The sequence below is a fragment of the Trinickia terrae genome (assembly GCF_005144415.1).
Lineage (GTDB): Bacteria > Pseudomonadota > Gammaproteobacteria > Burkholderiales > Burkholderiaceae > Trinickia_A > Trinickia_A terrae.
The window spans coordinates 12,644-38,512 of record NZ_SWJE01000028.1; the positions used below are offsets into that span (position 1 = coordinate 12,644).

The window sequence follows — 25,869 nt, forward strand, 5'->3', positions numbered from 1 at the left end:
AGGCGGGCAGTGCACGGACGGACGCGATACGCGCCGCCGAGCCTGACCGCCCGATGCCGCCCAAGCCGCCGCGCCACGCTTTGTCCCGGCGCGGCGGCGCTTCATCGTGCCGGGCCAGAACCGGATAGGAGTTTTCGATGACTTGGCTGCTAACCTGGGTGATCAACGCACTCGCGCTTCTGATCATCACCTACCTCGTTCCGTCGATCCACATCCGCAGCTTCGGCACCGCGCTCATCGTCGCGCTCGTGCTCGGGCTCATCAACGCGATCATCCGGCCGGTGCTGATCGTGCTGACGCTGCCCGTCACGCTCGTCACGCTGGGCCTCTTCATTCTGGTGATCAACGCGCTGTGCTTCTGGCTGTGCGCGTCCTTGCTGAAGGGCTTCGAGGTGTCGGGCTTCTGGGCGGCGTTCTTCGGCTCGATCCTCTACAGCATCGTGTCGTGGCTGCTGTCGGCGCTGATCTTCGGCAACCGCAACCTCGTCTGAAGCGGTCGCTGCCGGAAACCCCAAAGAATCATGAAACCGATCGAAATCTCATTCGAGTTCTTCCCGCCGAAGACGCCGGAAGGCATCGAGAAACTGCGCGAGACGCGCAAGCAGCTCGCGCTTCTGAAGCCCAAATTCGTGTCCGTCACGTTCGGCGCCGGCGGCTCGACGCAGCAAGGCACGCTCGACACCGTCCTCGAGATGGCCGCCGACGGCCTTGAAGCCGCGCCGCACCTGTCGTGCATCGGCTCGTCGAAAGACAGCCTGCGCGGGATCCTCAACCAATACCGCTCGCATGGCATCCGCCATATCGTCGCGCTGCGCGGCGACCTCCCTTCGGGGATGGGCGAAGTCGGCGAGCTGCGCTATGCGTCGGAGCTCGTGAGCTTCATTCGCGCGGAGCATGGTGACTGGTTCTGGATCGAAGTGGCGGGCTATCCGGAATACCACCCGCAGTCGCGCTCGCCGAAGCACGATCTGGAGAACTTCGCGCGCAAAGTGAAGGCCGGCGCCAACTCGGCGATCACGCAGTACTTCTTCAATGCGGACGCCTACTTCCGCTTCGTCGACGACGCCCGCAAGCTCGGCGTCGACGTGCCGATCGTGCCGGGCATCATGCCGATCACGAATTTCTCGCAGCTGATGCGCTTCTCGGAGATGTGCGGCGCGGAAGTGCCGCGCTGGGTCGCGCGCCGGCTCGAGAGCTTCGGCGACGATCGCGAAGCGATTCGCGCCTTCGGGCTCGATGTCGTGACGGGTCTGTGTCAGCGGCTCGTCGACGCGGGCGTGCCGGGGCTGCACTTCTATACGCTCAATGCCTCGGCGGCGACCAAGGCGATTTGCGAGCGCCTGGGCGTTTGAGCGGTTCGGTTTGCGCACGGCTCGCCGTCGTGCGCAGGCGTCGCCTCGCCTCACCTCACCGATCGGCGGGCCGCAGCCGCGGCTCGTCTTTCTTTTCCCTCCGGTGCATCCATTACCGCCGCTTATCGTTCGTAAGATCGGCGTAATCCCCACCTTCGCCGCAAAAAATATTGACTAAGCTACGATCACGTCGCTGAACGCATCGCTCGAACCAGAACGGTTACCCAAAGGAGCGCGTCATGTCGAAAGATCGCCGGCTGTCTGTCTTGCGCAAGATCGCCTGTTTCTTGGCTTTCGGCTGTGTTTTCGCCGCCGGGAGCCTCTCTGCGGGCGCCGCGTCGCTGCCCAACAAGACCCTCGTCTACTGTTCCGAAGGCAGCCCCGCCGGCTTCGACGCCGCGCAGTACACGACGAGCGTCGAGTTCAGCGCGTCGGCCTACACCGTCTATAACCGGCTCGTCGAATTCGAGCACGGCGGCACGAAGGTGGAGCCGGGGCTGGCCGAATCGTGGGAAATCTCCCCGGACGGCCTCACCTACACGTTCCACTTGCGCCACGGCGTGAAGTTCCAGACGACCTCGTTCTTCAAGCCGACCCGCGAGTTCAACGCCGACGACGTGATGCTGACGTTCGAACGGATGTTCGATCCGAACCACCCGTTCCGCAAGGCTTACCCGGTGCAGTTGCCGTACTTCACGGACATGGGGCTCGACAAGAGCATCGCGAAGATCGAGAAGCTCGACCCGTACACGGTCCGCTTCACGCTGAACGCGGTGAACGCGCCGTTTCTGCAGGAAATCGCGATGCCGTTCGCGTCGATCCTGTCGGCCGAGTACGTCGAGCAGCTGATGAAGGCCGGCAAGGCGTCCGACATCAATTTCTATCCCGTGGGGACGGGGCCGTTCATTTTCCGCAGCTACACCAAGGACGCGACGATCCGCTTCGACGGCAATCCTGACTATTGGAAGCCGGACGTCGTCCAGGTCGGCAAGCTGATTTTCTCGATCGCGGTCGACCCGGCCGTGCGCGAGCAGAAGCTGCGGCAGAACGAATGCCAGGTGATGAGCTATCCGCGCCCGCAGGATATTGCGGGGCTGAAGTCCGATCCCGATCTGCAGCTGCCGAGCGAAGTTGGCTTCAATCTCGGCTATCTCGCCTACAACGTGACGCACAAGCCGCTCGACAACGCCCAAGTGCGCCAGGCGCTCGACATGGCGATCAACAAGAAGGCGATCATCGATTCGGTGTATCAGGGCGCGGGGCAGGCGGCGACCAACCCGATGCCGCCGACGCAATGGTCGTATGACAAGAGCCTGCGCGACGCGCCGTACGATCCGGACAAGGCCAAGGCGCTGCTCGCCCAGGCCGGCTTCCCGGACGGATTCGACATCACGCTCTGGGCGATGCCGGTGCAGCGCCCGTACAACCCGAACGCGCGCTTGATGGCCGAGATGATCCAGGCCGATTGGGCGAAGGTCGGGGTGCGCGCGAAGATCACCACCTACGAGTGGGGCGAGTACATCAAGCGCGGCCACGCGGGCGAGCATGATGCCATGCTGATCGGCTGGACCGGCGACAACGGCGATCCGGACAACTGGCTCGGCGTGCTGCTCGGCTGCGATGCGGTGAACGGCAGCAATTTCGCCAAGTGGTGCTACAAGCCGTTCGAAGAGCTGATCCAGAAGGGCCGCACGACCACCGATATCGCGGAGCGCACGAAGTACTACACGCAGGCGCAGCAGCTGTTCAAGCAGCAAGTGCCGTTTACGCCGATTGCGCACTCGACGGTCTACCAGCCGCTGCGCAAGAACGTCACGGGCTTCAAGATCGATCCGTTCGGGCCGACCCAGTTCTGGTACGTCGGACTCAAATAGAGCGTCTGCGGTTCGATGACGCGGCCTTGTGAGGCACCGCGACGCGGGGCGGGGCACGTTCGCTGCCGGCTTGGCAATGCCTAATTTCCTCCGCTTGTTCGCGTCGGGGAAGGTCAGTAATATCGCGCTACGCCGGCCAGGGCCCGGCTTGAAAACTGGAGGAAACATGATTCAAACCCGACTGTTGCACGCCTTGCGTACCACCGCGCTCGCCGGCGTTGCCGCAGCGGTATCGTTGGGCGCTGCGACGATCTCGCACGCCGCGATTCCGAACAAGACGCTCGTCTACTGCTCAGAAGGCAGCCCCGCAGGCTTCGATCCGGGTCAATACACGACCGGTACGGATTTCACGGCCAACACGTTCACCGTCTATAACCGCCTCGTCGAGTTCGAGCGCGGCGGCACCACGGTCGAGCCTGGCCTTGCCGAGAAGTGGGACGTGTCGCCCGATGGCCTGACCTACACGTTCCACCTGCGCCACGGCGTCAAGTTCCAGACGACGGCCTACTTCAAGCCGACGCGCGAATTCAACGCGGACGACGCCGTGTTCACGTTCCAGCGCATGCTGGACCCGAACCAGCCGTTCCGCAAAGCCTACCCGGTGCAGTTCCCGTACTTCACCGACATGGGCCTCGACAAGCTGATCACGAAGGTCGAGAAAGTCGACCCGTACACCGTCAAGTTCACGCTGAAGGAAGTGAACGCGCCGTTCATCCAGAACATGGCGATGGAGTACGCCTCGATCCTGTCGGCCGAATATGCGGACCAGCTGCTCAAGGCCGGCAAGGCCGCGGACATGAATCAGTATCCGGTCGGCACGGGTCCGTTCATTTTCCGCAGCTACACGAAGGACGCGACGATCCGCTTCGATGGCAATCCTGACTATTGGAAGCCCGACGCGGTGAAGATCTCGAAGCTGATCTTCGCGATCACCCCCGACGCGGGCGTGCGGGTGCAGAAGCTGAAACAGAACGAGTGCCAGGTGATGGCCTATCCGCGCCCGGCCGATATCGCGACGCTGAAAGCCGATCCGAACCTCGACATGCCGTCGCAGCCGGGCTTCAACCTCGGCTACCTGTCGTACAACGTGACGCACAAGCCGCTCGACAACGTGCAGGTGCGCCAGGCGCTGGATATGGCGATCAACAAGAAGGCGATCATCGATTCGGTGTATCAGGGCGCGGGGCAGGCGGCGACCAACCCGATGCCGCCGACGCAATGGTCGTACGACAAGAACCTGAAGCTCGCGTCGTACGATACGGCGAAGGCGAAGGACCTGCTGACGAAGGCCGGCTTCCCGAACGGCATCGACATCACCCTGTGGGCGATGCCGGTGCAGCGCCCGTACAACCCGAACGCGCGCCTGATGTCGGAAATGATCCAGGCTGACTGGGCCAAGATCGGCGTGCGCGCGAAGATCGTCACCTATGAGTGGGGCGAGTACATCAAGCGCGCCCACGCCGGCGAGGACGACACGATGCTGATCGGCTGGACCGGCGACAACGGCGATCCGGACAACTGGCTCGGCACGCTGCTCGGCTGTGATGCGGTGAACGGCAGCAACTTCGGCAAGTGGTGCTACAAGCCGTTCGACGACCTCGTCAAGAAGGGCCGCGAAACGCCGGACCAGGCGCAGCGCTCGCAGATCTATACGCAAGCGCAGCAGATCTGGGCGCAGCAGCTGCCGTATTCGCCGATCGCGCACTCGACCGTCTATCAGCCGGTCAGGAAGACCGTGACCGACATGCGGATCGAGCCGCTCGGCTATCTGCGTTTCGACGGCGTCGGCGTGAAGTAACAGGCTCGCCGTAAGGCGGGCAAGGTACGCTTCTTGGCGTACGCCGACAGTCCACGCAATCGTCCGGCGACGAGGGGAGGCCCCCCTCGTCGCCGTTCGCGCTTTTCCTCCTCGAAGATTTAGGGACGAACCATGTTCCGATTCGTTTTGCGCCGCATCGGCATGGTGATACCGACATTCATCGGCATTACCATCCTCGCTTTCGCGCTCATCCACCTGATACCCGGCGACCCGATCGAGCTGATGATGGGCGAGCGCGGCGTCGACCCCGCGATGCACGCCGCAGCTCTCCATCAGCTCGGGCTCGACCAGCCGCTGCCGCTGCAGTATTTCCACTATGTCGGCCGCGCGCTGCACGGCGATCTCGGGATGTCGCTGATCACCAATACGAGCGTGATGGGCGAATTTCTCGCGCGCTTTCCGGCGACCGTCGAGCTGTCGTTCTGCGCGATGCTGTTTGCGCTCGCCGTCGGCCTGCCGGCCGGCGTGTTCGCCGCGCTCAGGCGCGGCACCATCGTCGACCACGGCGTGATGGGCACCGCGCTCACCGGCTACTCGATGCCGATCTTCTGGTGGGGCTTGATCCTCATCATGGTCTTTTCGGGCTATCTCGGCTGGACGCCGGTGTCGGGCCGCATCGACGTCGAATATGACCTCCCGCATGTGACCGGCTTCTTTTTGATCGACGCGCTTCTCGCGCCCGATGAGGGCTCGTTCAAGTCGGCGGTGAGGCACCTGATCCTGCCGGCGATCGTGCTCGGCACGATTCCGCTCGCGGTCGTCGCGCGGATGACGCGCTCGTCGATGCTCGAAGTGCTGCGCGAGGACTACATCCGCACCGCGCGCGCCAAAGGGCTTTCGCCCGTGCGCGTGGTCGTCGTGCATGCGCTGCGCAACGCGCTGATTCCCGTCGTCACCGTGATCGGCCTGCAGGTCGGCACGCTGCTCGCGGGCGCCGTGCTGACCGAGACGCTGTTCTCGTGGCCGGGTGTCGGCAAGTGGCTCATCGATGCGATCAGCCGGCGCGACTATCCGGTCGTGCAAGGCGGGATCCTGATGATCGCGACGCTCGTGATCGCCGTGAATCTCGTCGTCGATTTGTTGTACGGCGTGCTCAATCCGCGCATTCGCCATACGAGGTAAGGGTAGATATGGCAGATATTCAAAACACCGTCCCCCAAGCGGTCACGCCGCCAAGCGGCCGCGTGCTCGCGCTGCGCGAATTCTGGGCCAACTTCTCGCGCAATCGCGGCGCCGTCACGGCGGGCATCGTCGTGCTGGTGCTCATCTTCGTCGCGATCTTCGCGCCGCTGATCGCCCCGCACAGCCCGATCGAGCAGTACCGCGATTCCGTCAAGATCCCGCCCGCGTGGCTCGACGGCGGCAACTGGAAGTTCGTCCTCGGCACCGACGAAGCGGGCCGCGACATCCTCTCGCGCCTGATGTACGGCGCGCGGATGTCGTTCTGGATCGGCTTTGTGTCGGTCGTGCTCGCGCTGATTCCGGGCATCGTGCTCGGCTTGATCGCCGCGTTCTTCGACAAGTGGGCCGACACGCCGATCATGCGTCTCATGGACGTGCTGCTCGCGCTGCCGTCGCTGCTGCTCGCGGTGGCCGTGGTCGCGATCATCGGCCCCGGCCTCACGAACACGATGTTCGCGATCGCAATCGTCGCGCTGCCGGGCTATGTGCGCCTGACACGGGCGTCGGCGCTCGGCGAGTTGCAGAAGGAGTACGTGACCGCGTCGCGCGTGGCCGGCGCGGGCACGCTGCGGCTGATGTTCTCGCAAGTGCTGCCGAACTGCACGGCGCCGTTGATCGTGCAGGCGACGCTCGGATTCTCGTCGGCGATTCTCGATGCGGCCGCGCTCGGCTTCCTCGGCCTCGGCGTGCAGCCGCCGGCCGCGGAGTGGGGCGCGATGCTGGCCTCGGCGCGCGACTACATCGAAAACGCCTGGTGGATCGTGACGTTGCCGGGCCTGTCCATCGTGATCTCGGTGCTCGCGATCAACCTGCTCGGCGACGGGCTGCGCGACGCGCTCGACCCCAAACTGAAACGGATGGCCTGACATGAAGAACAATCTTCTGACCGTCCGCAACCTGCGCGTGAATTTCGGCGGCCTGCCCGCCGTCGATGGCGTCGACATCAACATCGCCCCGGGCGAGGTGATCGGCATCGTCGGCGAGTCGGGCTCGGGCAAGAGCGTGACGATGATGGCCCTGATGGGCTTGATCGACGCGCCCGGCATCGTGACCGCCGACGAAATCACCTTCGACGGCAAGGACCTCCTGAAGGCGACGGCGAAGGAACGCCGCAAGATCGTCGGCAAGGACATCGCGATGGTGTTCCAGGATGCGCTGACGAGCCTGAACCCGAGCTACACCGTCGGCTATCAGATCAAGGAAGTGCTGAAGTTGCACGAGGGGCTGCGCGGCGACGCTTTGCACAAGCGCGCGATCGAGCTGCTCGACCAGGTCGGCATTCCCGACGCGAAGAACCGCATCACTTCGTTTCCGCACCAGATGTCGGGCGGGATGAACCAGCGCGTGATGATCGCGATGGCCGTCGCCTGCAACCCGAAGCTCCTGATCGCCGACGAGCCGACCACCGCGCTCGACGTCACGATCCAGGCGCAGATCATGGACCTGCTCGTGAAGCTGCAGAAGGAGCGCGGCATGGCGCTCGTGCTGATCTCGCACGACCTGGCGGTGGTGTCCGAGGTCGCGCAGCGCGTCGCCGTGATGTACGCGGGCGAGGTGATCGAGACGAACCGCGTGCCAGATATCTTTGCCGCGCCGCATCATCCGTACACCGAGGCGCTGCTCGCGGCGATTCCCGAGCACAACGTCGGTGCGATGCGGCTCGCGGCCTTGCCGGGCATGGTGCCGGGCCGCGACGACCGGCCCAGGGGGTGTCTGTTCGCGCCGCGCTGCAAGTACGTGGTGGACGATTGCATGAAGGCGCGTCCGGGGCTTGATATGCTTGCTGCGCCCGACGAACGCATGCGGGCGCGCTGCATCAAGCCGCTCAATCTCGATCTGTCGAGCCGAACGCACACCCCCGCCGGGCACGGAGGCGCATGATGAACGCAGTACCTCAAACGCCTCACGCGCAGCATGGCGAGGATCTCGTGCTCGTCGCGGACCAGCTGGCGAAGCACTATCAAGTCCGGCGCGGGATGTTCGGCCACGGCACCGTCAAGGCGCTCAACGGCGTGTCGTTTGCGCTGACGCGCGGCAAGACGCTCGCGGTGGTCGGCGAGTCCGGCTGCGGCAAGTCGACGTTGGCGCGCCAGCTCACGATGATCGAGCCGCCGACTTCCGGGCGGCTCGTCGTCGACGGCATCGACGTTGCGAGCGCCGACAAGACGAAAATCGCGCGGCTGCGCCGCAACGTGCAGATGGTGTTCCAGAACCCGTTCGCGTCGTTGAACCCGCGCAAGACCGTCGAGCAGACGCTCGGCGAGCCGCTTGCGATCAACACGAGCCTGAGCGCGGCCGAGCGCGCCGAGCGCATCGCGCAGATCATGCGCACGGTCGGCCTGCGGCCCGAGCACGCGAAGCGCTACCCGCACATGTTTTCGGGCGGGCAGCGCCAGCGCGTGGCGATCGCGCGCGCGATGATCCTCGATCCGCAGATCGTCGTGGCCGACGAGCCGGTGTCGGCGCTCGACGTGTCGATCCAGGCGCAGATCCTGAACCTCTTCATGGACCTGCAGGACCAGTTCAAGACGAGCTACGTGTTCATCTCGCACAACCTGGCCGTGGTCGAGCACGTCGCCGACGACGTGATGGTGATGTACTTCGGCAGCGTGGCCGAGCTCGGCGACAAGAAGACGGTCTTCGCGAAGCCGCGGCATCCGTATACGCGCTCGCTGATGTCGGCGACGCCGGCGATCTTCGAGTCCGACCGGCGCATCAAGATCAAGCTGCAGGGCGAGCTGCCGTCGCCGCTCAATCCGCCGTCGGGCTGCGCGTTCCATCAGCGCTGCCCGTATGCGGTCGAGCGGTGCCGCAGCGAAGTGCCGCAACTGCGCGAAGTGGATGGACGGCAGGTGGCGTGCCACCGCGCCGAGGAGGTGGGGGAGGCGGATGCCTGAAGCGCGGGCGGCGCGTCGCATTGCGCGCCGCTTGCACGGAGGGGGCCGCAGCGCCGCCTTCGCGCGGCGCTGGACAGCGTTCCTCTTGGCGAGCGCTGCGCTTGCGCTCATCCCGCCGGGCTTCGGCGTACCGATAGGTATGGCGCGTGCGGCCGGCGCGCCGGGCAATACGGCGATGCCGCCCGCACATTTGCCGGTTCCGGCGAGCGGGCCGGCGGTGCCGCCCGCGACCTCTCAGCCTCGGGCGTCGCTGCCGGGCTTCCATCCGCCGCCGCTGCCGTCCACGAGCGGCGGCACGACGGCAAGCGGGCCGGTGACGGTGCAGCCGGCGCACATGCCGTTCTATGTCGCGACCAAAGGGCAGACGACGATCTATCTGCTCGGGACGCTGCATGTCGGCGACCCGTCCGACTATCCCGCCGGTCAGCCGTTTCGGCGGCCGATCCTGGCCGCGTTGGCGGCGTCGCCGACGCTCGCGCTCGAGCTGTCTCCCGATGATTTGATCGAGTCGCAGGACGACGTGACGAAGTACGGCGTCTGTGCGCGCGAGTGCCTGCCGCGCTTGTTGCCGGAGGCGCTGTGGCACAAGCTTGCGCAGCGTTTGCGCGGCAATCCGGCGGCGCTCGATGAGATCAAGAAGACGCGGCCCTGGCTCGCGGCGCTGCTGGTCGAGACCTACGACTCGCTTGCGGCCGGGCTGCAGACGGAGTACGGATCGGAAGCGCAGTTACAGAACGTTTATCTGAAGACGAAGGGCAAGGTGGTCGGGCTCGAGACACTAGGCGAGCAGATGCGCGCGTTCACGGGGCTGACGCTTGCCGAGCAGCGCGAGATGCTTGCGCAGGACCTTCAGCAGACGCCTGCGCAAAATGTGGCCGATGTGATGGAGTTGCATCGGTTGTGGCGGATTGGGGATGTGGATGCGATCGCGGCGTGGGCTTCGGCGAAGTCCGACAAGCTCGCGCGCTCGCAGCCGGTTTCGGATGCGATCGACAACAAGATCGTTTATGAGCGGAATCGGCGGTTTGTCGCGCGGATGCTGTTGATTGCCGCGCCGAATAAGCCAATCTTCGTGGCGATCGGGGCGCTGCATCTCGGCGGGCCGAAAGGCGTGCTGGGGCTGTTGCGCCAGCATGGGTTTGTGGTGGAGGCGGGGTGACGCAGCCCGCATATCCGGGCTGCGCCGTAACGAAGAACAGACTTGGCCTTGCCGAACTTCTTAGAGGCTTGGCGATTTCTGACTGGTTTCTTGAGCGCTGCCCGGTGACTTCGGTACGACTGGCTGATTGCGCGTCCAGTTAATGAACCCGTTAAGCATCGGGTGAAACAGTGGATCGTCAAGTCCCGCCATGTTGAACGCGGTAGTGTCGATCAGCAAAACCGGCTTTCCAGTCGAGGCGTCAGTTGCTTTTAATGTTCCTTCGAACATATAACCACCTTTGAACACCGCATTGGGTTCGACGATCAAGAACGGACCGATTTCCTTGCTAAGATTATTTAGCCCAACCAGATCCGATACGCTCGGGACCTTGGCGCCCAGGTTGCGTTCGATAACAATCTGCTGCAAGTCGTCCTTCGTGACGACTTTCTTGAAGGTATTCATATCCTTGAGCGCCGCGACAAAGAAATCTACAAAGCGCGGGTTCGGCTGTTCGGCGTTGATCTTCAAGTAAACCATTTGCGTATATGCCGGGTCGAATTTCTCGGCGACACGCACGTCTTCGGGTTTGAGTGCGGAATGAGTTGCATAGAGACCTGTGGCGGCGTCAGGTTTTGCCACTTGAAGAGTCGTATTGCAGCCTGCAAGAAGGCCTGCAAGCAATATAGTACCGACAACGAGGCGCATTTATCCCTCTCGAGAGTTTGTTTGTCTCCCCCATATCGGCATGTCGATTGAAAACTTTAGCCGGCAAATCCAGATTCTGAAGGCCTGCTTTCTGCGGCCCGGAGTGTCAAATCTAGGTAAATCACAATGCACGGAAGAAAAGAACTTGCTTTCTTTGTCGTGTCGTTCATCGTGACTCAACAGTCTTTTGCTCTTTCTGTCGATGAGTTGAAGCGCGGTCTTGAGCAAGCCTCCGAAGTGCCGACGATGATTCATCGTGTGTGGCGAGCCAACGAACTCCGTGACCCCAGTCTCCCGGCTGGGGCGCCAGCTTCACCAATCCGGTCTTCTCCGGCGACACCCCGCGCCTTCACAAAAACATCAGCCAGTTCAACAAGAAAATATTGACGACAAGCAACGTCAACGCCGTCGGCACCTGCGCTTTAATGACCGCATTCTTATCCGGCAACTCCAGCAACGCCGCCGGCACGATATTGAAGTTCGCCGCCATTGGGGTCATCAACGTCCCGCAGTAGCCGGAGAACATCCCGATTGCCACCATCGTCGCCGGGTTGCCGTGAAACCCGTTGACGAGAATCGGCACGCCGACGCCGCCCGTCATCACCTGAAACGCGGCGAAGCCGTTGCCCATCACCATCGTGAAGAGCGCCATGCCGACGCAGTAGACGATCACCGCGACGACGGGAATCGTCAGCGCCGGCACGAAGAGCCTGTTGCCGAGGCGCGTGGCGTTGGCGCGGCGCGCGTCTTCGGACGGCATCTTCGGCTTACCCGCCGTCACGCCGCCAAAGCCCGCGATCAGCGCCATCACGACCACGAGCGCACCGACGGCTTCGACCGGCAGCTTGTCGCCGGCGAGGAACACGAGCGCGTACAGGACCCAGAAGCCGCCCGCCGTGAAGCGCCGCGGATGTTCCTTGTCGACGAGCTTTTCTCAGAATCGCGCCGGGGATGCCCGGCGCGGGTTCGCTACATGCGGCTCTTATGTTGGTCTCGTTTTTGAGGCCGCTTGGACTGCATTTGACGAGCGCCTTGCGGTGATGCAAGGCGCTCGTTGTTTCTAGATGGGTGGCAGCGCCGATCCCGCCGGGGCGGCAATCAGGCGATTCCGACCGCTCAGGCCCGCAGCGCGCTGGCCGGATGCACCTCGATGCCGTTGTCCTCGAGCGCGCTGCGGATCCGCTTCGCGAAGTCGAGGGCGTGCGGGCCGTCGCCGTGCAGGCAGATCGTCTGCGCGTTGAGCGGCACCCACTTGCCGTCGATCGCCTTGACCTTGCGCTCGCGCACCATCGTGAGCGTGCGCTCGAGCATCTCGTCCTCGTCGTCGATCAGCGCGCCCGGCTCGCTGCGCGGCACGAGCGAGCCGTCGGAGCGGTAGCCGCGGTCGGCGAAGACTTCCTCGATGGCGGTGAGCCCGGCGCGCCGCGCGACTTCGACGAAGCTGCTGTTCGCGAGGCCGAACACGGCAACCGACGGATCGAAGTCATGCACGGCCGACACGATCGCATCGGCGATCGCCGGATCGCGCGCGCCCTGGTTGTAGAGCGCGCCGTGCGGCTTCACGTGGACGATGCGTCCGCCCTCGGCCTGCGCGATCGCGGACAGCGCGCCGAGCTGGTAGAGCACGCCGGCGTAGATGTCGCCGGCCGGCAGGTCCATCTCCTTCCTGCCGAAGTTTTCCGGATCGTTGAAGCTCGGGTGCGCGCCGATCGCCACGCCTTTCTGGACGGCCCAGCGCACGCAGTCGCGCATCGCGTTGGCGCCGCCCGCGTGCCAGCCGCACGCAATGTTCGCCGAGCTGACGAAATCCAGCAGAGCCTCGTCGAATCCACAGCCTTCGCCGAGATCGGCATTCAAATCGATTTCCATGGTGGTGACCTCTTTCATATGCTCAAGCGGCGCGCGTCCGGCCACGCAGCCGCTCCTCATGCATGGCGATTGCGGCGTCGATCTGCCGCAGATACGCCCGTTCTTCGTGGAGCGCGGAGAGCGCTTCTTCTTGCGTTGTCGGGATGAAGCGCAGGCTGCCGTTCAGGCGCACCTGCGCGAGCTTCCAGAGGTCCGCGCGGATCACCGCGCCGATCTTCGGATAGCCGCCCGTGGTTTGCGCGTCGCCCATCAGCACGATTGGCTGGCCGTTGGGCGGCACCTGGATCGTGCCCGGCAGCACCGCGTGCGACAGCAATTCCGTCGGCCGCGTGCGCGCGAGCTGCGCGCCCGCGAGCCGGTAGCCCATGCGGTTGCTGTTCGGCGTCACGACCCATTCTTCTTCCCAGAAGGCGTTTTGCGCATCCGCGGTGAAGCCGTCGTACTCCGGGCCGCGCAGCACGCGGATCGGCACGGCCCAGTCGGCGCCCGGCCCGTGCTTGCCGCGCCGCACCGGCTGGTGCGCGAGCAGCACGAAGCGGCACCAGGCCGGCGCCTTCACGCCGAACTCCGGCGCGTCGGGCGACACGAGCGCATCGGGCGAGAACAGGTTGCCGACCGGCAGGCGGTCGCCGTCCTTCAGCGCGCGGCCGCCCAGGCCGCCGAAGCGCGCGCCGAGATCGGTGCTGCGCGAGCCGAGCATCGGCAGCACGTCGATGCCGCCCGCGACGCACACATACGCGCGCATCCCGCGCTTTGCCGCGTGCAGGATCAGTTCCTGACCGGGTTTCACCGGCAGGCTCCACCAGGAGTAGACCGGCTTGCCGTCGAGCGTCGAGCCGAACTCGGTGCCCGTGACAGCGACGCGCGTCGCGCGCGCAAAGCGCAGCACTGCCGGTCCCATCGTCACTTCGAGCGCGGCCGCCTGCGGACGGTTGCCGACGAGGCGATTGCCGACTTCGAGCGCGAGCGTATCGAGCGCGCCGCCTTGGGCGATGCCGAGGTGCCGCCAGCCGGGGCGTCCGAGATCCTGGATCGTGGTGAGCAGCCCGGCGCGAATGACGTCGATCATCGGTGGATCCCCGCGACGGTGAAGCGCACCCGGTCGCCCGGCTGCAGCAACGTGGGCGGCGTGCGCGCCGGATCGAACAGCGTGAGCGCGGTGCGGCCGATCAATTGCCAGCCGCCGGGCGCCGCGGCTGGATAGATGCCGGTCTGCGCGCCGCCGATGCCGACCGAGCCCGCCGGCACTTCGAGCCGGGGCGCGGCGCGGCGCGGCGTATGGAGCGCTTCCGCCAGTCCGCCCATGTAGGCGAAGCCGGGCTGGAAGCCGAGGAAGAAGACCGTGTAGTCGCCCGCTGCATGCCGCTCGACCACTTCGTCCGGCGTGAGCCCCGTGTGCTCGGCGACCGCCAGCAGGTCGGGCCCGAACTCACCCCCGTACTGGACCGGCACCTCGACTTCGCGTCCGGCCGCCGACGCGTCCGGCTCGCGCTCCATGGCGGCCGCGAGTTCGGCCGCGAGCGCCTCGCTGCCGGTGGCGAGCGGGTCGAAGACGAGCGTCAGGTTGTTCATGCCCGGCACGACCTCGAGCACATGCGGCCAGTGCCGCGCTGCCTCGGCCGCGGCCCAGATGCGCCGCTGGCAGTCCAGTGTCGCGGGAGGCGGCGCTTCGCAGACCAGCGCGCAGTCGCCGAACGGATAGATTCGAGGTTGGCTCATCGGTATGAAGAACGGTTGATCGATGGCGGCGCAGGGGTGAACGACGCACCGCGCCCGTCGAAGTCGATAGGGTACATTGTCAATAAAATATCGAGAAATTACCAATAAGCGTTTTTGCTAGGAGTACAACGGCGTGTACGCGTCGTACACTTCGGGCTCGTTCACTTTCGTCTTGACAATGACCGACATGTCGCGTCACCCGACCAAGATCGTTTCCTCGGAACATCTCGTCTCTGAAACGAGTGCGGAATTATCCGAGTTCGAATATGGCCTCATCATGGCAAGCAACGCATTCAATCGCTGGATGGTGCGCTGCATGTCGGCCGCGGGTGCGAAGGACATGACGGCGATCGAAGTCTCGCTGCTGCATCACGTGAGCCATCGCGAGCGCAAGAAGAAGCTCGCGGACATCTGCTTCGTGCTGAATATCGAAGACACGCACGTCGCCACATACGCGCTGAAGAAGCTGGTGACTAGAGGGTACGTAAAAAGCGAAAAGACAGGCAAGGAAGTGTTCTTTTCCGCTACTCAGGCGGGGCGCGACCTTTGCCTGCGGTACCGCGAGGTGCGCGAGAGCTGCCTGATCGCCACGCTCAAGGAAAGCGGCCTGACCAACCAGCAGATCGGCGAGGCAGCGCAGCTGATGCGCAACGCATCCGGCTTGTACGACACCGCGGCGCGCGCGGCGGCGTCGCTGTAGGCGCTGGTTTGGGGGCAAGCGTTCGGCGGAATAGCCCTGACAATTCGCATGGGAGATCTCGGCAGTTTCGCGGCGAGCATCGCGCAGAATACTTATTGATGTTGGCTGCTCTACAACAGTGGGCTGACTATTGCCCGGTCGACACGGTCGTGGATGCGTGGTGAGAGAGCGGCGCGACTTGACGCTCGGCACGATGCAAGAACTGAGATAGTCGTAAGAACGCGCTTATATTCCGATCGAGTAAATATTCTTTTTGCATTGATCGATATCATGCTCCAGTTCCAGTGAGAGCATTCCTCAATATTTAGAGATGCAAAGGGACATACAATGAGCGGCTGGGCCGATTGACGGCGTGTTCGTCATCTAACGTCGGTGCTCATGCATGTCACTTGGCGCGCCTTTAAAGCTCGGGAGGATAATTCATGGAATTGTATGTTAAATACGGTGCGCCCACCGGAATGTAAGTGCTCGTAGAGCAAATATACACAAAATCCGGCATGCCATCTATTGCGAACACTGTTGGCCCTACGTTGTTTCAGATTTCTCGGACGGTGCTTCAAGTTTATAGTCTTGGCGATATTTATATCGATGGAAAACTAGTTGATGCTTCATCGATGACGATGTGGGACATGATCAAGGGCTCGCTTGGCATCGGAGTGACGAGCAGGCCGAGTGGTCAAACGTCTCTTAAGCTTGAGTATTCGGGGTTTTATAATGAAATTCAACCCTTGCCGGAAATTAGGGCGATTGTGCCAAGAGCTTTAAGTGCGGAGTATGCCTTCGATGTCAGATCGCCATATATCTATGGTCACGATCCTTTAAGTAGCATCCGCCTTTACAGAAACCCCGCGGTGACCTTTGTGCAAGCCGATGGCGGAAGGTCGCCCGCTACTGCTATCGCGAAATTTAATCAAGGCAATCATGAGTTGAAAACTCTGGATTCTGCGCTTCAGATTTCTCAGGCGATAAGGGAGCTTGAGGGTAGTAATCCGGCTCTGCGGTTTTAGTTTTTGTGTAAATGAATAGCTTGGCCAGTGACAAGCTCCATGCGCAGAATGAGGTAAGCGTATTTTGCGTGATTCTGCGCGTCAAGCAAGAGGTGATGTGATGTTTAAAATCATTGTGCTGGTTTCTGCTGTGGTTTTTCTGTTTGCTGGGAATTTCTTTTATAATTTTGCTCTCTTAAATGTGGTTGGTGGATCGGGCATAAGTTTAGTGGCTATGAATGTGCGCGGAGTGTTCTATCACCGATTGCAAATGATTGGAGCGAGTAGCTTCCTAGGGTTTTCGGTTGGACTTGGGGTGTTGGCATGTAGACAATTTTTGAATTCACCGGCCGCCCGTCGAGGCGCTGTTGCGGCTTTGGTGATTTTGACAGTTGCGTCACTCATGACCTCATTTTTGTTCGTCAAAAAAGAAACTAGGCTTGCAGTGGAGGCCGTGGGGAGTATGGGAGGCACTTCACTCCCGCTTGAAAGCATCCCGCTGTATCAGGTTGGGTTACTGCCAGGCCTTTGTGTACTGGGCTACGCTGCCATAGTATTTATTTTGTGTCTAAAAAGAAAAGATGCCTGAAAATATCGTTAAAGTCGTTGCGAAGGCATGGCTTCGCGGCTACGGACGAATGTTAAAATTTTCCGGTCGGGAGGTTCGGGCCGATTTTTTTATTTCTTGGTGGTTCACTATTCCGTAGTCTATCTAGTGACTTGGGTCGTGACTGATCGGCTTGGAGTTAAAAATCAAAGTTCAGAAATTTTGATTTTTATAATTGGATTAATTTCTCTTGTATCCACGCTGTCATATAACGTCAGGAGGCTTCACGACAGTAACCGCTCCGGAATTTTGTGTGCAGGATATTTTTTATTTGTTGCCCCGGTCGTAATATTGGTTTCTCTGTTGTTGCCGCCGCGAAATGCCGGAAATCGACACGGCCCGGATCCTAGGTCGGATCAATGCATATAACTCCCCGCATCCGTCACAATTGCATCAAGCGGCACATCATGCGCTTCGCGCGGCAGGTCGTTGATTCGACATGCCTCGAACGCAACACCCACGGTAGCGGGCCGAACTGCTCCCGGCCACGCGGCGAGCGTGCGGTCGTAGTAGCCGCCGCCATAGCCGAGCCGATAGCCGTCGCCATCGAAACCCACGCAGGGAATCAGCAGCAGATCGGGCACCAGCACGCGCGCCGATTCCGGCTCGGGAATCCGGTGATGGCCGATTTTCATCGGCATGCCCGGCGCCCACTCATGAAACTCGAGCGCCGTGCCGATAACCGGAATGACAGGCAGCGCGGCTTGCCGGCGAGCGTCGAGCGAGAGCCATTCGGCGAGCGCGTCGCGCGCGTCGAATTCGCCGGTCAGCGGCCAGTAAAAAGCGGCGACGCGCGGTGCGTAGTGTTCCAAAATATCGAGGATACGAGCGCCGAGCGCAGCGGCGGCATCGGGCGCGCAGCACGCGGTTTTACGCGCTTCAAGCAGCATTTTTCGCAGCTCGCTTTTCCGTTTTGCAGCGGGGTTGCGTGCTATGCTTTCGCTCAATTTTTGTGCTCCAGAAACAACGCAGAAACAAGATGTCGAAACGATTTCATCGAGTATATCGCGCGGTCAGCTACGTTCTTGCCGCTGCGACGCTCGTCGCGTGCGGCACGGCTTCCGCCGTGCGTCCGGCGCCTCTTTCCCAGCTCTCCGGCGACGATCAGATCTTCATTCAGTTGCGTGAGGCTGCCCGCAACAATGATCCCGATCGCGCGGCGCAATTGGCGGGCATGATCCCCAACTACCCGGCGCCGTCGTACCTCGAATACTTCCAGATCAAGCCGCAGCTGTTCGACGGCGCGGGGCACGCGCGCGTCGACGCGCCCGATGCGCCGGTGCTCTCGTTCCTGCAGCGCTACGACGGCACGGCGATCGCCGATCGCCTGCGCAACGACTACCTGACCGTGCTCGGCGCGCGCCACGACTGGCCCAATTTCGACGCGCAATATCCGCGCTTCGTGCTCAACGACGATACGCAGTTGAAGTGCTACGCGCTCGAATCGAAGCTCTCGCGCGGGCAGAACGTCGCGGATGCGGCGCGCGCGTTGCTCGTCGAGCCGAAGTGGTACGGCGACGGCTGCATCGACCTGATCACCGCGCTCACGGCCAGCAAGCAGTTCACGGCCGACGACGTCTGGCAGCAGATCCGCCTGTCGTTCGAGCAAGGGCAGACGTCGACGGGCGGCAAGCTCGTCGACGCGCTCGGCGCGGCCGCGCCCGATCCGGTGCTGTTCCAGCAGGCGGCCACCACGCCGCCGCTCCTGCTCGCCAAGGGCGTCACGCCCGACACCACCTCGCATCAGCTCGCGCTGCTCGCCATCACGCGCATGGCGGCCAACGATCCGGCCGCCACCGCGGCCACCTTCACGTCGCTCGCGCCGTCGCTCGCGTCGCCGGAGCGCGCGATCGGCTGGGGCACGATCGCCTATCAGGCGGCGGCCAGGCAGATTCCTGGCGCGGTCGACTGGTTCCGCCTCTCGGCGAACGCGCCGCTTTCGTGCCCGGCCTACGAATGGCGCGTGCGCAGTGCGCTCCTGGCCGGCGACTGGACGATGGTGCGCTGGTCGATCGAGCAGATGCCGGCCGAGCTGCGGAACCGTCCGGCCTGGGTTTACTGGCATGCGCGCGCGCTCAAGCAGGCAGGCGACGTCGTCAACGCCAACCAGGAGTTCGAGCAGATCGCGGGCAACTTCAGCTTCTACGGCCAGCTCGCGTCCGAGGAGCTTGGCCAGAAGATCGCGATTCCGCCGCAGACCAAGGTGACGGATGCCGAGGTCGAGCAGGCGGGCCAGACGCCCGGTTTCGCGCTCGCGCAGCGCTTCTATGCGATGAACCTGCGGCTCGAAGGCAACCGCGAATGGAACTGGCCGCTGCGGCAGATGACTGACCGGCAGCTGCTCGCCGCCGCGGAGTACGCGCGCCGCATCGAACTGTTCGACCGCACCGTGAACACCGCCGATCGCACGCAGGTCGAGCATGATTTCTCGCTGCGGTATCTGTCGCCGTTCCGCGATATCGTCGAGCGCGACGCGCAGTCCACGGGGCTCGACGTCGAGTGGGCCTATGGCCTCATCCGCCAGGAGTCGCGCTTCATCATCAATGCGCGTTCGGAAGTCGGCGCGGGCGGGCTCATGCAGCTGATGCCGGGCACCGCGCAGATGGTCGCGAAGAAGATCGGCCTGGGCCCGCTCTCGCGCGCGCAGATGAACGACATCAACACCAATATCCTGCTCGGCACGAACTATTTGTCGATGATCTACAATCAATTCGACGGTTCCGCCGTGCTCGCGACGGCCGGCTACAACGCCGGTCCCGGCCGGCCTCGCCAGTGGAAGGCCAACTTGCCGCGCGGCGTGGAAGGCGCGATCTTCGCGGAAACGATTCCGTTCAACGAGACCCGCGATTACGTCAAGAACGTGCTGTCGAACACGGTCTATTACGCGGCACTGTTCGAAGGCAAGCCGCAATCGCTGAAGGAGCGGCTCGGCTACATCATGCCGTAGCGTGTAGCGCGTAGCGCGCGCCGCGCGGTCCTTCAGGCACCGCGCGGCAAGCTGGCCGTAGCGCCAGCCGTTGCAGCGGCGTCTCTCCACCCAGGGAGTCGAAGATGCGACATCAATCCATTGCACTCGTGGGCGGCTCCGGATTCATCGGCAGCCATCTCGCCAATGCGCTCGTCGCAGCCGGCAAGGACGTACGGATCGCCACCCGGCGCCGCAGCCACGCCAGCCATCTCACCCTGCTTCCGCTCGACGTCGTCGAAACCGACGTGTTCGATCCCGTGCAGCTCGCTGGTTTCGTCGAAGGGGCGGATGCGGTCGTCAACCTCGTGGGCATCCTGAACGGGCGCCGCGGCGATCCTTACGGCCCCGAGTTCGCGAAGGCGCATGTCGAATTGCCGTCGAAGATCGTCGCGGCGTGCGAAGGCAAGGGCGTGCACCGCCTGATTCATATCAGCCCGATCGGGGCCGATCCGCGCGGACCGAGCATGTACCTGCGCTCGCGCGGCGACGGCGAGAAGGCCGTGCGCGCCTCGACGTCGCTGGCGGCGACGATCTTCCGCCTCTCGGTCGTGTTCGGCCCCGAGGACACCTTCCTCAACAAGCTCGCGTTCCTGCAGCGCGTTTTTCCCGTGATTCCGCTTGCCAAGCCGGATGCGAAGTTCCAGCCCGTCTATGTCGGCGACGTCGCGAAGGCGATCGTCAACGTGCTCGATCTCGATGCCGCGAGCGGGCATACTTACGAACTCGGCGGCCCGCAGGTCTATACGCTCGAGCAGCTGGTCAAGTTTTGCGGCGACACGATCGGCCGCAACGCGCGCATCGTCCGGCTGCCCGATGCGTTGGCGCGCCTTCAGGCGCTGTCGTTCGAGATGCTGCCCGGCGAGCCGATGCTTGCGCGCGACAACCTCGATTCGATGAAGATCGACAGCGTCATGAGCGGGCCGCTCGCGCCGGAGCTGGGCGTCGAGCCGGCCAGCATCGAAGTCATCGCTCCGGTGTACCTGAGCGGCGCGTCGCTGCGCTCGCGCTTCAACGCGTTTCGCGCGCACGCGGGGCGCTGAGCGGTCCCCTGTCTCATCAACCTTCCTCTTGCCAAGAACATGAAGCTGATAATCGGTGACAAGAACTATTCGTCGTGGTCGATGCGTCCGTGGGTGCTGATGAAGCATTTCGGCATCCCCTTCGAGGAGGTCCTGATCTGGCTGAACGAGGCCGATACGAAAACGCGCATCCTCGAGCATTCGCCGTCGGGCAAGGTGCCGTGTCTCGTGACCGATGACGACCGCTCCGTCTGGGAATCGCTCGCGATCTTCGAGATGCTCGCCGAGCTTTATCCGCAGCACGCGCTGTGGCCGCGCGATGCGGCGGCGCGCGCGCAGGCGCGCAGCATCGCCGCCGAGATGCATGCAGGGTTCGGCGAGATGCGCTCGTCGATGTCGATGAACATCCGTGCCGCGCGGCCGGGTAAAGGCGCGACGCCGGGCGCGCTCGCCGACGTGGCGCGCATCGACGCGATCTGGAGCGCGTGCCTGGCCGAATCGGGCGGCCCATTCCTGTTCGGCGAGTTCGGCATCGCCGATGCGATGTATGCGCCCGTCGTGATGCGCTTCAACACCTATGTTCCGAAGCTGTCCGAGGCGGCGCAGGCGTATGTCGCCCACGTCAACGCGCTGCCGGCGGTGGGCGCCTGGGTCGAAGCAGCGAAGCGCGAGCCGCATCCCGTCGCCTATCTCGACCAAGACGAATGAAGATCTACGCGGTAGGCGGCGCGATCCGCGACGAACTGCTCGGCATGCCGGTGTCCGATCGCGATTACGTCGTGGTCGGCGCGACGCCCGAGCAGATGGTCGCGCAGGGATTCCGGCCGGTCGGCAAGGATTTCCCGGTGTTCCTGCATCCGCAGACGCAGGAGGAATACGCGCTCGCGCGCACCGAGCGCAAGACCGCGGCCGGCTACCACGGCTTCCAGTTCTTCTACGCGCCCGATGTCACGCTCGAGGAGGACTTGGCGCGCCGCGACCTGACGATCAACGCGATGGCGCGCGAGGTGCGTCCGGACGGCGAGCTGACCGGACCGGTCATCGATCCGTTCAACGGCCAGGCGGATCTTCGCTCGCGCGTCTTCCGCCATGCCGGCGAGGCGTTTGTCGAGGATCCGGTGCGCATCCTGCGGCTCGCGCGTTTTGCCGCGCGCTTTCACGATTTCACGGTGGCGCCCGAGACGCTTGCGCTGATGAAGACGATGGTCGCGGCGGGCGAAGTCGATGCGCTCGTGGCGGAGCGCGTGTGGCAGGAGGTGTCGCGCGGGCTGATGGAGAAGAAGCCCTCGCGGATGTTCAGCGTGCTGCGCGAATGCGGCGCGCTCGCGCGGATTCTGCCCGAGGTCGACGACCTGTTCGGCGTGCCGCAGCGCGCGGACTACCACCCGGAAGTGGATACGGGCGTGCACGTGATGATGGTCGTCGACCACGCGGCAGCGCAGGGCTACACGCTGCCCGTGCGCTTCGCGGCGCTCACGCATGATCTCGGCAAGGCGACGACGCCCGAGGACGTGCTGCCGCGCCACATCGGCCACGAAGGGCGCAGCGTCGATTTGCTCGAGCCCCTGTGCGACCGGCTGCGCGTGCCGAACGAATGCCGCGAGCTGGCGATGCTCGTCGCGCGCGAGCACGGCAATATTCATCGCGTGATGGAGATGGGGGCCGCCGCGCTCGTGCGTCTCTTCGAGCGCAGCGATGCGCTGCGCAAGCCGGCGCGTTTTGCGGAGTTCCTGCAGGCGTGCGAGGCGGATGCGCGCGGACGTCTCGGGTTCGAGGCGCGGGCGTTTCCCGAGGCCGCGCGGTTACGCGATGCGCTGATCGCGGCGCGCTCGGTCGACGCCGGGGCTGTGGCGCAGGCCTGCGCGGGCCAGCCGGAGCGGATCAAGGAAGCGGTGCATCAGGCGCGCGTGGCAGCCGTGGCCGAAGCGCTCGGGGCAAAGTGACGGCGCCCGAGGCGTAGCGCGCCGCCGCCGGGCTGCTCAGGCAAACGAGATCACGAGCTTCTTGCCGCACGCCGCGGCGTATTTCCTGAGCGTGGCAAAGGACGGCGAGTGCTTTTCGCTCGTGAGCGAGGCTTCGAGCCGCGAGACGGCGGATGCGGTCGTCCCCATGCGCTCGGCGACCTGCGCCTGCGTCAGCCCGGCCTCGCGGCGCGCCGCCAGGATCGCGCGGAGCGCCGAATATTCGTCGTCGAGCGCGTCATAGGCTTCTCTGACCGCGGGATCGGCGAGCAGGCGCGCCGTGTCCTCGGCGGTGTGCGGCACGGGGGCGAAGCCCCCGGTGCGCTCGCGCTTGGGTTGTGCCTTAGCCATTGCGTACCTCCTTCAGACGCGCGCGGGCTTTGCGCAATTCATGATGTGGCGTTTCCTCAGTCTTCTTGACGAAGGAATGCAGGACGACGACCTGTTGACCTGCGTGGGTGCAATACAAGACGCGTCCGATGCCTTCGCGCCCCATGGGGCGCAGCTCGAACAGGCCGTCGCCCATCGCGCGCGAGTGCGGCATGCATAGATTCGCGCCGAACTCCTGCATGAGATCGAGCAGCCGGAGATAGTCCGCAAGAATGCCGGTAGGCAGGGCAAAGACATCCCGTTTGACCCGCTCGTTGTAGTAGGTGACGGTCCAGTTCATGGGGATGTTAGCAAAATTGCTAACATACGGCAAAGCCCTCTATCGCTGAATTCCGCCGGACGGCCAACGCGCCGGCTGACGCATCAGAACGTCAAAGCACCCGCACCAGCAACGAAAGCACCAGCGACACCACCACCGTCGACATGAACGGAAACGGATACTCGCGCCCGCCGATCTTCAGCGTGAAGTCCCCCGGCATCCGGCCGATGCCGAGCTTCCTGAGCCACGGCCACGAGCCCGACAGGATCGCGATCGCGAGGAAGGTGGTGAGGAGCCAGCGGATCATCGCGCCGCTCAGAGCGTGTGCGAGCGGTCGCCGCGCGCGAAGGCGTCGAGCGTGCCGTCGATGCCGCGCGAGAACGCGATCACCTTGAAAAGCTCGCCCATCTCCGCTTCCGAGATCAGCTTCTGCACGGCGTTGGCGGCCGGCAGGAAGCGGGCGGCGTCGCGCGGGTCGAGCTCGGCGAGGGCTTCGGTGATGCCCGCGTTCAGCAGGAAGCGCGCCTGCGACGTGTAGCCGAGCAAGTCCGCGCCGGTCTCGACGCCGGCCTCGGCGATGCCCGTGAATTCGACGTGCGCGGTGATGTCCTGCAATCCCGGGTAGACGAACGGGTCGCCGTGCGCGCGATGCCGGTAGTGGCACATCAGCGTGCCCTGCGCGCGCTGCTGATGGTAGTACTCGTGGCGCGGAAAGCCGTAGTCGATGAAGAACGCCGCGCCGCGCGCGAGCATCGTGCAGATCGTGCGCGTGAAGGCTTGGCCCGCTTCGTGCGTTTCGGTCACGTAGTCGCCGGCGATGCCGGTTTCCTCGATGTCGGCGAGGCGGACGGCATCTGCCGTTGTGCTCACTGGCCGGTCTTCGAACGCGAGCGCGCCGTCCTTGAGCGCGACGCCGCGCTCGTGCCACGCTTCGCCGGTGTGCGAGAACAGACGCACCGGCATGGCGTCGAGCACTTCGTTGCCGATCACGACCCCTTCGAATGTCTCCGGCAGCGCGTCGAGCCAGCGCACGCGCGCCGCGAGCGTCGGCGCCTGCGCCTCGATCGTTTCGCGCTGCCGCTCGCGCAGCTCGCCGGAGAGGTCGACGATCGAGTAGCTGTCGAACGAGACGCCGAGCCTGTCGAGCGCGGTGAGGAGGCCCGCTGCCAGCCTGCCCGTGCCCGCGCCGAATTCCATCAGATGTCGCGTGCCGCTCGCTTCGAGCGCCTGCGCGAGCGGCTGCGCGAGCGTCGCGGCGAAGAGCGGCGACAGCTCCGGCGCGGTGACGAAGTCGCTGCCGTCCTCGGCGCGGCGGCCGAATTTGACGGCGCCGCCGCTGTAGTAGCCGAGCCCCGGCGCGTAGAGCGCGCGTTCCATGTAGCGGTCGAACGGCAGCCAGCCGCCGGCCGTGGCGATCTCGCCGCGGATCAGCGAGACGAGCTTTTCGGACGCGGCGAGCGCGGTCGGTCCGGGAGCAGGTAAACTGTCGGGTTGGTGAGCTTTCTGATTCATCCCGGCATTGTAAATGACCGTCTCCTCCGACATCCCAGGCAATTCCGCGGCCAGCGGCGCGAGCGCCGCCGCCCGCGTCGTGCTGATCACCGGCGCGGCGCGCCGGATCGGCCGTGCGCTCGCGCTCGGCTTCGCCGCGCGTGGCTGGGACGTCGCCGTGCATTTCAGCACGTCGCGCGAGGAGGCGGAGGCGCTCGTCGCCGAAATCTGCGCGCTCGGCCGCCGCGCGGCGGCGTTGCGGGCCGATCTGGCCGTCGAGGCGGAGGTGGCGCGGCTCGTGCCCGCCTGCGCCGCGGCGCTCGGGCGGCCCTCGTGCGTCGTCAACAACGCGTCGCGCTTCGCCGAAGACCGCGCGCAGGACATCGGCTACGACAACCTGCTGACGTCGATGGCGGTCAACGTCGGCGCGCCGCTCGTGCTGGCGCGCGCGCTCCACGACGCGACGCCCGCGTCGGCCGCCGAGGACGAAAGCCAGCGCGCGGTCGTCATCAACGTGCTCGACCAGAAGCTCTACAACCTGAATTCCGACTACCTGTCGTACACGCTGTCGAAGGCCGCGCTGCGGACGGCAACGGTGACGCTGGCCCAGGCGCTCGCGCCGAAGGTCCGCGTGGTGGGGCTCGCGCCGGGGCTGACGCTGCAATCGGCCGACCAGACGCCCGAGGGCTTCGCCGCCGCGCACCGCGTGACGCCGCTTGGCCGCGCGTCGCGGCCCGAGGATCTGGTCGCGGCGGCCTGCTATCTCGCCGATGCGCCGGGCGTGACCGGCACCACGCTCGTGGTCGATGGCGGCCAGCACCTCGTGCCGCTGCCGCGCGACGTGATGTTTTTGACTTGAGCTTGTGAACGGTGCGCCGCGGCCTTCGGGCCGGCGCCGGCCGCACACCGGCGCGAGCGCTTTTACTGCGT

Annotated in this window: 27 protein-coding genes and 1 pseudogene; 18 read left to right on the plus strand and 10 right to left on the minus strand. The window is 64.3% G+C overall.

Annotation, left to right across the window (positions count from 1 at the left end):
• The first annotated feature begins 137 nt into the window (after positions 1-137).
• The 9 genes from FAZ69_RS31910 (at position 138) to FAZ69_RS31950 (ending at position 10,283) form a co-directional block, all read left to right on the plus strand.
• Entirely contained in the window at positions 138-491 is a 354-nt protein-coding gene (locus FAZ69_RS31910) for a phage holin family protein (RefSeq protein ID WP_136899288.1), read from the plus strand.
• Positions 492-521: 30 nt separating this feature from the next.
• On the plus strand, positions 522-1,352 hold the full coding sequence (metF, locus tag FAZ69_RS31915; RefSeq protein ID WP_136899290.1) for a methylenetetrahydrofolate reductase [NAD(P)H]: 831 nt from the start codon (positions 522-524) through the stop codon (positions 1,350-1,352).
• 239 nt (positions 1,353-1,591) lie between these two features.
• Positions 1,592-3,226 (plus strand): ABC transporter substrate-binding protein, encoded by a 1,635-nt coding sequence (locus tag FAZ69_RS31920; protein WP_136899292.1) that lies wholly within the window; start codon positions 1,592-1,594, stop codon positions 3,224-3,226.
• A 166-nt stretch (positions 3,227-3,392) separates the two neighbouring features.
• Positions 3,393-5,024, plus strand: a complete 1,632-nt coding sequence (locus tag FAZ69_RS31925; protein WP_136899294.1) for an ABC transporter substrate-binding protein — start codon at positions 3,393-3,395, stop codon at positions 5,022-5,024.
• Between the two features lie 132 nt (positions 5,025-5,156).
• Entirely contained in the window at positions 5,157-6,167 is a 1,011-nt protein-coding gene (locus FAZ69_RS31930; RefSeq protein WP_136899296.1) for an ABC transporter permease subunit, read from the plus strand.
• A gap of 8 nt (positions 6,168-6,175) precedes the next feature.
• The gene (locus FAZ69_RS31935) at positions 6,176-7,093 is read left to right on the plus strand and encodes an ABC transporter permease subunit (RefSeq protein ID WP_136899298.1); all 918 of its coding nucleotides are present in this window, start codon (positions 6,176-6,178) and stop codon (positions 7,091-7,093) included.
• A gap of 1 nt (position 7,094) precedes the next feature.
• Positions 7,095-8,108 (plus strand): ABC transporter ATP-binding protein, encoded by a 1,014-nt coding sequence (locus FAZ69_RS31940; RefSeq protein ID WP_136899300.1) that lies wholly within the window; start codon positions 7,095-7,097, stop codon positions 8,106-8,108.
• The gene (locus FAZ69_RS31945) at positions 8,108-9,124 is read left to right on the plus strand and encodes a peptide ABC transporter ATP-binding protein (RefSeq protein ID WP_136899302.1); all 1,017 of its coding nucleotides are present in this window, start codon (positions 8,108-8,110) and stop codon (positions 9,122-9,124) included. The genes FAZ69_RS31940 and FAZ69_RS31945 overlap by 1 nt, the downstream gene beginning before the upstream one ends.
• A complete protein-coding gene (locus tag FAZ69_RS31950; RefSeq protein WP_136899304.1) occupies positions 9,117-10,283 on the plus strand; it encodes a TraB/GumN family protein in 1,167 nt (388 codons plus the stop codon). The genes FAZ69_RS31945 and FAZ69_RS31950 overlap by 8 nt, the downstream gene beginning before the upstream one ends.
• A 60-nt stretch (positions 10,284-10,343) precedes the next feature.
• On the opposite strand, the gene FAZ69_RS31955 is transcribed toward FAZ69_RS31950, so the two are convergent.
• From FAZ69_RS31955 to pxpB, 5 genes and pseudogenes are all read right to left on the minus strand, one after another.
• The gene (locus FAZ69_RS31955; RefSeq protein ID WP_136899306.1) at positions 10,344-10,970 is read right to left on the minus strand and encodes a hypothetical protein; all 627 of its coding nucleotides are present in this window, start codon (positions 10,968-10,970) and stop codon (positions 10,344-10,346) included.
• A gap of 349 nt (positions 10,971-11,319) precedes the next feature.
• Positions 11,320-11,898 (minus strand): annotated as a pseudogene (locus tag FAZ69_RS31960) (5-oxoproline transporter, DUF979 family subunit); the annotation flags it as partial.
• Between the two features lie 188 nt (positions 11,899-12,086).
• Positions 12,087-12,839: a 5-oxoprolinase subunit PxpA gene (gene pxpA / locus FAZ69_RS31965; RefSeq protein WP_136899308.1), complete on the minus strand. Its 753-nt coding sequence runs from the start codon at positions 12,837-12,839 to the stop codon at positions 12,087-12,089.
• Between the two features lie 22 nt (positions 12,840-12,861).
• Positions 12,862-13,908, minus strand: a complete 1,047-nt coding sequence (locus tag FAZ69_RS31970) for a 5-oxoprolinase subunit C family protein (protein ID WP_136899310.1) — start codon at positions 13,906-13,908, stop codon at positions 12,862-12,864.
• Positions 13,905-14,558 carry a 5-oxoprolinase subunit PxpB gene (gene pxpB, locus FAZ69_RS31975; protein WP_136899313.1) on the minus strand — a complete coding sequence of 218 codons (654 nt, stop codon included), beginning with the start codon at positions 14,556-14,558 and terminating at the stop codon, positions 13,905-13,907. The genes FAZ69_RS31970 and pxpB overlap by 4 nt, the downstream gene beginning before the upstream one ends.
• A 187-nt stretch (positions 14,559-14,745) precedes the next feature.
• Between pxpB and FAZ69_RS31980 the strand changes: the two genes are divergently transcribed.
• The 4 genes from FAZ69_RS31980 to FAZ69_RS34505 all read left to right on the plus strand — a co-directional run bounded on the left by FAZ69_RS31980 (position 14,746) and on the right by FAZ69_RS34505 (position 17,220).
• Positions 14,746-15,258, plus strand: a complete 513-nt coding sequence (locus tag FAZ69_RS31980; protein ID WP_136899366.1) for a winged helix DNA-binding protein — start codon at positions 14,746-14,748, stop codon at positions 15,256-15,258.
• Between the two features lie 464 nt (positions 15,259-15,722).
• Positions 15,723-16,265 carry a hypothetical protein gene (locus FAZ69_RS31985; RefSeq protein WP_136899315.1) on the plus strand — a complete coding sequence of 181 codons (543 nt, stop codon included), beginning with the start codon at positions 15,723-15,725 and terminating at the stop codon, positions 16,263-16,265.
• A gap of 100 nt (positions 16,266-16,365) precedes the next feature.
• On the plus strand, positions 16,366-16,833 hold the full coding sequence (locus FAZ69_RS31990; protein WP_136899316.1) for a hypothetical protein: 468 nt from the start codon (positions 16,366-16,368) through the stop codon (positions 16,831-16,833).
• A 27-nt stretch (positions 16,834-16,860) separates the two neighbouring features.
• Positions 16,861-17,220, plus strand: coding sequence for a DUF805 domain-containing protein (locus FAZ69_RS34505; RefSeq protein WP_136899318.1), 360 nt, complete (start codon positions 16,861-16,863; stop codon positions 17,218-17,220).
• Here FAZ69_RS34505 and FAZ69_RS32000 read toward each other — a convergent pair.
• Entirely contained in the window at positions 17,208-17,798 is a 591-nt protein-coding gene (locus FAZ69_RS32000) for a 5-formyltetrahydrofolate cyclo-ligase (RefSeq protein WP_136899320.1), read from the minus strand. The two genes, FAZ69_RS34505 and FAZ69_RS32000, sit on opposite strands and share 13 nt — an antisense overlap.
• Positions 17,799-17,830: 32 nt before the next feature.
• Between FAZ69_RS32000 and FAZ69_RS32005 the strand changes: the two genes are divergently transcribed.
• From FAZ69_RS32005 to FAZ69_RS32020, 4 genes are all read left to right on the plus strand, one after another.
• Positions 17,831-19,798: a lytic transglycosylase domain-containing protein gene (locus FAZ69_RS32005; protein WP_136899322.1), complete on the plus strand. Its 1,968-nt coding sequence runs from the start codon at positions 17,831-17,833 to the stop codon at positions 19,796-19,798.
• Positions 19,799-19,902: 104 nt separating this feature from the next.
• Entirely contained in the window at positions 19,903-20,859 is a 957-nt protein-coding gene (locus tag FAZ69_RS32010) for a complex I NDUFA9 subunit family protein (protein ID WP_136899324.1), read from the plus strand.
• A 39-nt stretch (positions 20,860-20,898) separates the two neighbouring features.
• Positions 20,899-21,546 (plus strand): glutathione S-transferase family protein, encoded by a 648-nt coding sequence (locus FAZ69_RS32015; RefSeq protein WP_136899326.1) that lies wholly within the window; start codon positions 20,899-20,901, stop codon positions 21,544-21,546.
• Positions 21,543-22,781 carry a multifunctional CCA addition/repair protein gene (locus FAZ69_RS32020; protein WP_136899328.1) on the plus strand — a complete coding sequence of 413 codons (1,239 nt, stop codon included), beginning with the start codon at positions 21,543-21,545 and terminating at the stop codon, positions 22,779-22,781. Before FAZ69_RS32015 ends, FAZ69_RS32020 begins: the two co-directional genes overlap by 4 nt.
• Before the next feature lie 36 nt (positions 22,782-22,817).
• Here FAZ69_RS32020 and FAZ69_RS32025 read toward each other — a convergent pair whose 3' ends face one another.
• The 4 genes from FAZ69_RS32025 to FAZ69_RS32040 form a co-directional block, all read right to left on the minus strand.
• Entirely contained in the window at positions 22,818-23,150 is a 333-nt protein-coding gene (locus FAZ69_RS32025; RefSeq protein ID WP_136899330.1) for a helix-turn-helix domain-containing protein, read from the minus strand.
• The gene (locus FAZ69_RS32030) at positions 23,143-23,469 is read right to left on the minus strand and encodes a type II toxin-antitoxin system RelE/ParE family toxin (RefSeq protein WP_169708837.1); all 327 of its coding nucleotides are present in this window, start codon (positions 23,467-23,469) and stop codon (positions 23,143-23,145) included. Before FAZ69_RS32030 ends, FAZ69_RS32025 begins: the two co-directional genes overlap by 8 nt.
• A gap of 91 nt (positions 23,470-23,560) precedes the next feature.
• A complete protein-coding gene (locus tag FAZ69_RS32035) occupies positions 23,561-23,755 on the minus strand; it encodes a DUF2905 domain-containing protein (RefSeq protein ID WP_136899334.1) in 195 nt (64 codons plus the stop codon).
• 8 nt (positions 23,756-23,763) lie between these two features.
• Complete coding sequence (locus tag FAZ69_RS32040; protein WP_136899336.1) at positions 23,764-24,960, minus strand: class I SAM-dependent methyltransferase; 1,197 nt, start codon at positions 24,958-24,960, stop codon at positions 23,764-23,766.
• A 13-nt stretch (positions 24,961-24,973) separates the two neighbouring features.
• Here FAZ69_RS32040 and FAZ69_RS32045 point away from each other — a divergent pair, with 13 nt between their 5' ends.
• A complete protein-coding gene (locus FAZ69_RS32045; protein ID WP_136899338.1) occupies positions 24,974-25,798 on the plus strand; it encodes an SDR family oxidoreductase in 825 nt (274 codons plus the stop codon).
• The last annotated feature ends 71 nt before the right edge of the window (positions 25,799-25,869 follow it).

Coding starts and splice junctions, on each gene's coding strand:
- FAZ69_RS31910 (WP_136899288.1), top strand. CDS start 138: ATGACTTGGCTGCTAACCTGGGTGATCAACGCACTCGCGCTTCTGATC.
- metF (WP_136899290.1), top strand. CDS start 522: ATGAAACCGATCGAAATCTCATTCGAGTTCTTCCCGCCGAAGACGCCG.
- FAZ69_RS31920 (WP_136899292.1), top strand. CDS start 1,592: ATGTCGAAAGATCGCCGGCTGTCTGTCTTGCGCAAGATCGCCTGTTTC.
- FAZ69_RS31925 (WP_136899294.1), top strand. CDS start 3,393: ATGATTCAAACCCGACTGTTGCACGCCTTGCGTACCACCGCGCTCGCC.
- FAZ69_RS31930 (WP_136899296.1), top strand. CDS start 5,157: ATGTTCCGATTCGTTTTGCGCCGCATCGGCATGGTGATACCGACATTC.
- FAZ69_RS31935 (WP_136899298.1), top strand. CDS start 6,176: ATGGCAGATATTCAAAACACCGTCCCCCAAGCGGTCACGCCGCCAAGC.
- FAZ69_RS31940 (WP_136899300.1), top strand. CDS start 7,095: ATGAAGAACAATCTTCTGACCGTCCGCAACCTGCGCGTGAATTTCGGC.
- FAZ69_RS31945 (WP_136899302.1), top strand. CDS start 8,108: ATGAACGCAGTACCTCAAACGCCTCACGCGCAGCATGGCGAGGATCTC.
- FAZ69_RS31950 (WP_136899304.1), top strand. CDS start 9,117: ATGCCTGAAGCGCGGGCGGCGCGTCGCATTGCGCGCCGCTTGCACGGA.
- FAZ69_RS31955 (WP_136899306.1), bottom strand. CDS start 10,970: ATGCGCCTCGTTGTCGGTACTATATTGCTTGCAGGCCTTCTTGCAGGC.
- pxpA (WP_136899308.1), bottom strand. CDS start 12,839: ATGGAAATCGATTTGAATGCCGATCTCGGCGAAGGCTGTGGATTCGAC.
- FAZ69_RS31970 (WP_136899310.1), bottom strand. CDS start 13,908: ATGATCGACGTCATTCGCGCCGGGCTGCTCACCACGATCCAGGATCTC.
- pxpB (WP_136899313.1), bottom strand. CDS start 14,558: ATGAGCCAACCTCGAATCTATCCGTTCGGCGACTGCGCGCTGGTCTGC.
- FAZ69_RS31980 (WP_136899366.1), top strand. CDS start 14,746: ATGTCGCGTCACCCGACCAAGATCGTTTCCTCGGAACATCTCGTCTCT.
- FAZ69_RS31990 (WP_136899316.1), top strand. CDS start 16,366: ATGTTTAAAATCATTGTGCTGGTTTCTGCTGTGGTTTTTCTGTTTGCT.
- FAZ69_RS34505 (WP_136899318.1), top strand. CDS start 16,861: ATGGCTTCGCGGCTACGGACGAATGTTAAAATTTTCCGGTCGGGAGGT.
- FAZ69_RS32005 (WP_136899322.1), top strand. CDS start 17,831: ATGTCGAAACGATTTCATCGAGTATATCGCGCGGTCAGCTACGTTCTT.
- FAZ69_RS32010 (WP_136899324.1), top strand. CDS start 19,903: ATGCGACATCAATCCATTGCACTCGTGGGCGGCTCCGGATTCATCGGC.
- FAZ69_RS32015 (WP_136899326.1), top strand. CDS start 20,899: ATGAAGCTGATAATCGGTGACAAGAACTATTCGTCGTGGTCGATGCGT.
- FAZ69_RS32020 (WP_136899328.1), top strand. CDS start 21,543: ATGAAGATCTACGCGGTAGGCGGCGCGATCCGCGACGAACTGCTCGGC.
- FAZ69_RS32025 (WP_136899330.1), bottom strand. CDS start 23,150: ATGGCTAAGGCACAACCCAAGCGCGAGCGCACCGGGGGCTTCGCCCCC.
- FAZ69_RS32030 (WP_169708837.1), bottom strand. CDS start 23,469: ATGAACTGGACCGTCACCTACTACAACGAGCGGGTCAAACGGGATGTC.
- FAZ69_RS32035 (WP_136899334.1), bottom strand. CDS start 23,755: ATGATCCGCTGGCTCCTCACCACCTTCCTCGCGATCGCGATCCTGTCG.
- FAZ69_RS32040 (WP_136899336.1), bottom strand. CDS start 24,960: ATGAATCAGAAAGCTCACCAACCCGACAGTTTACCTGCTCCCGGACCG.
- FAZ69_RS32045 (WP_136899338.1), top strand. CDS start 24,974: ATGACCGTCTCCTCCGACATCCCAGGCAATTCCGCGGCCAGCGGCGCG.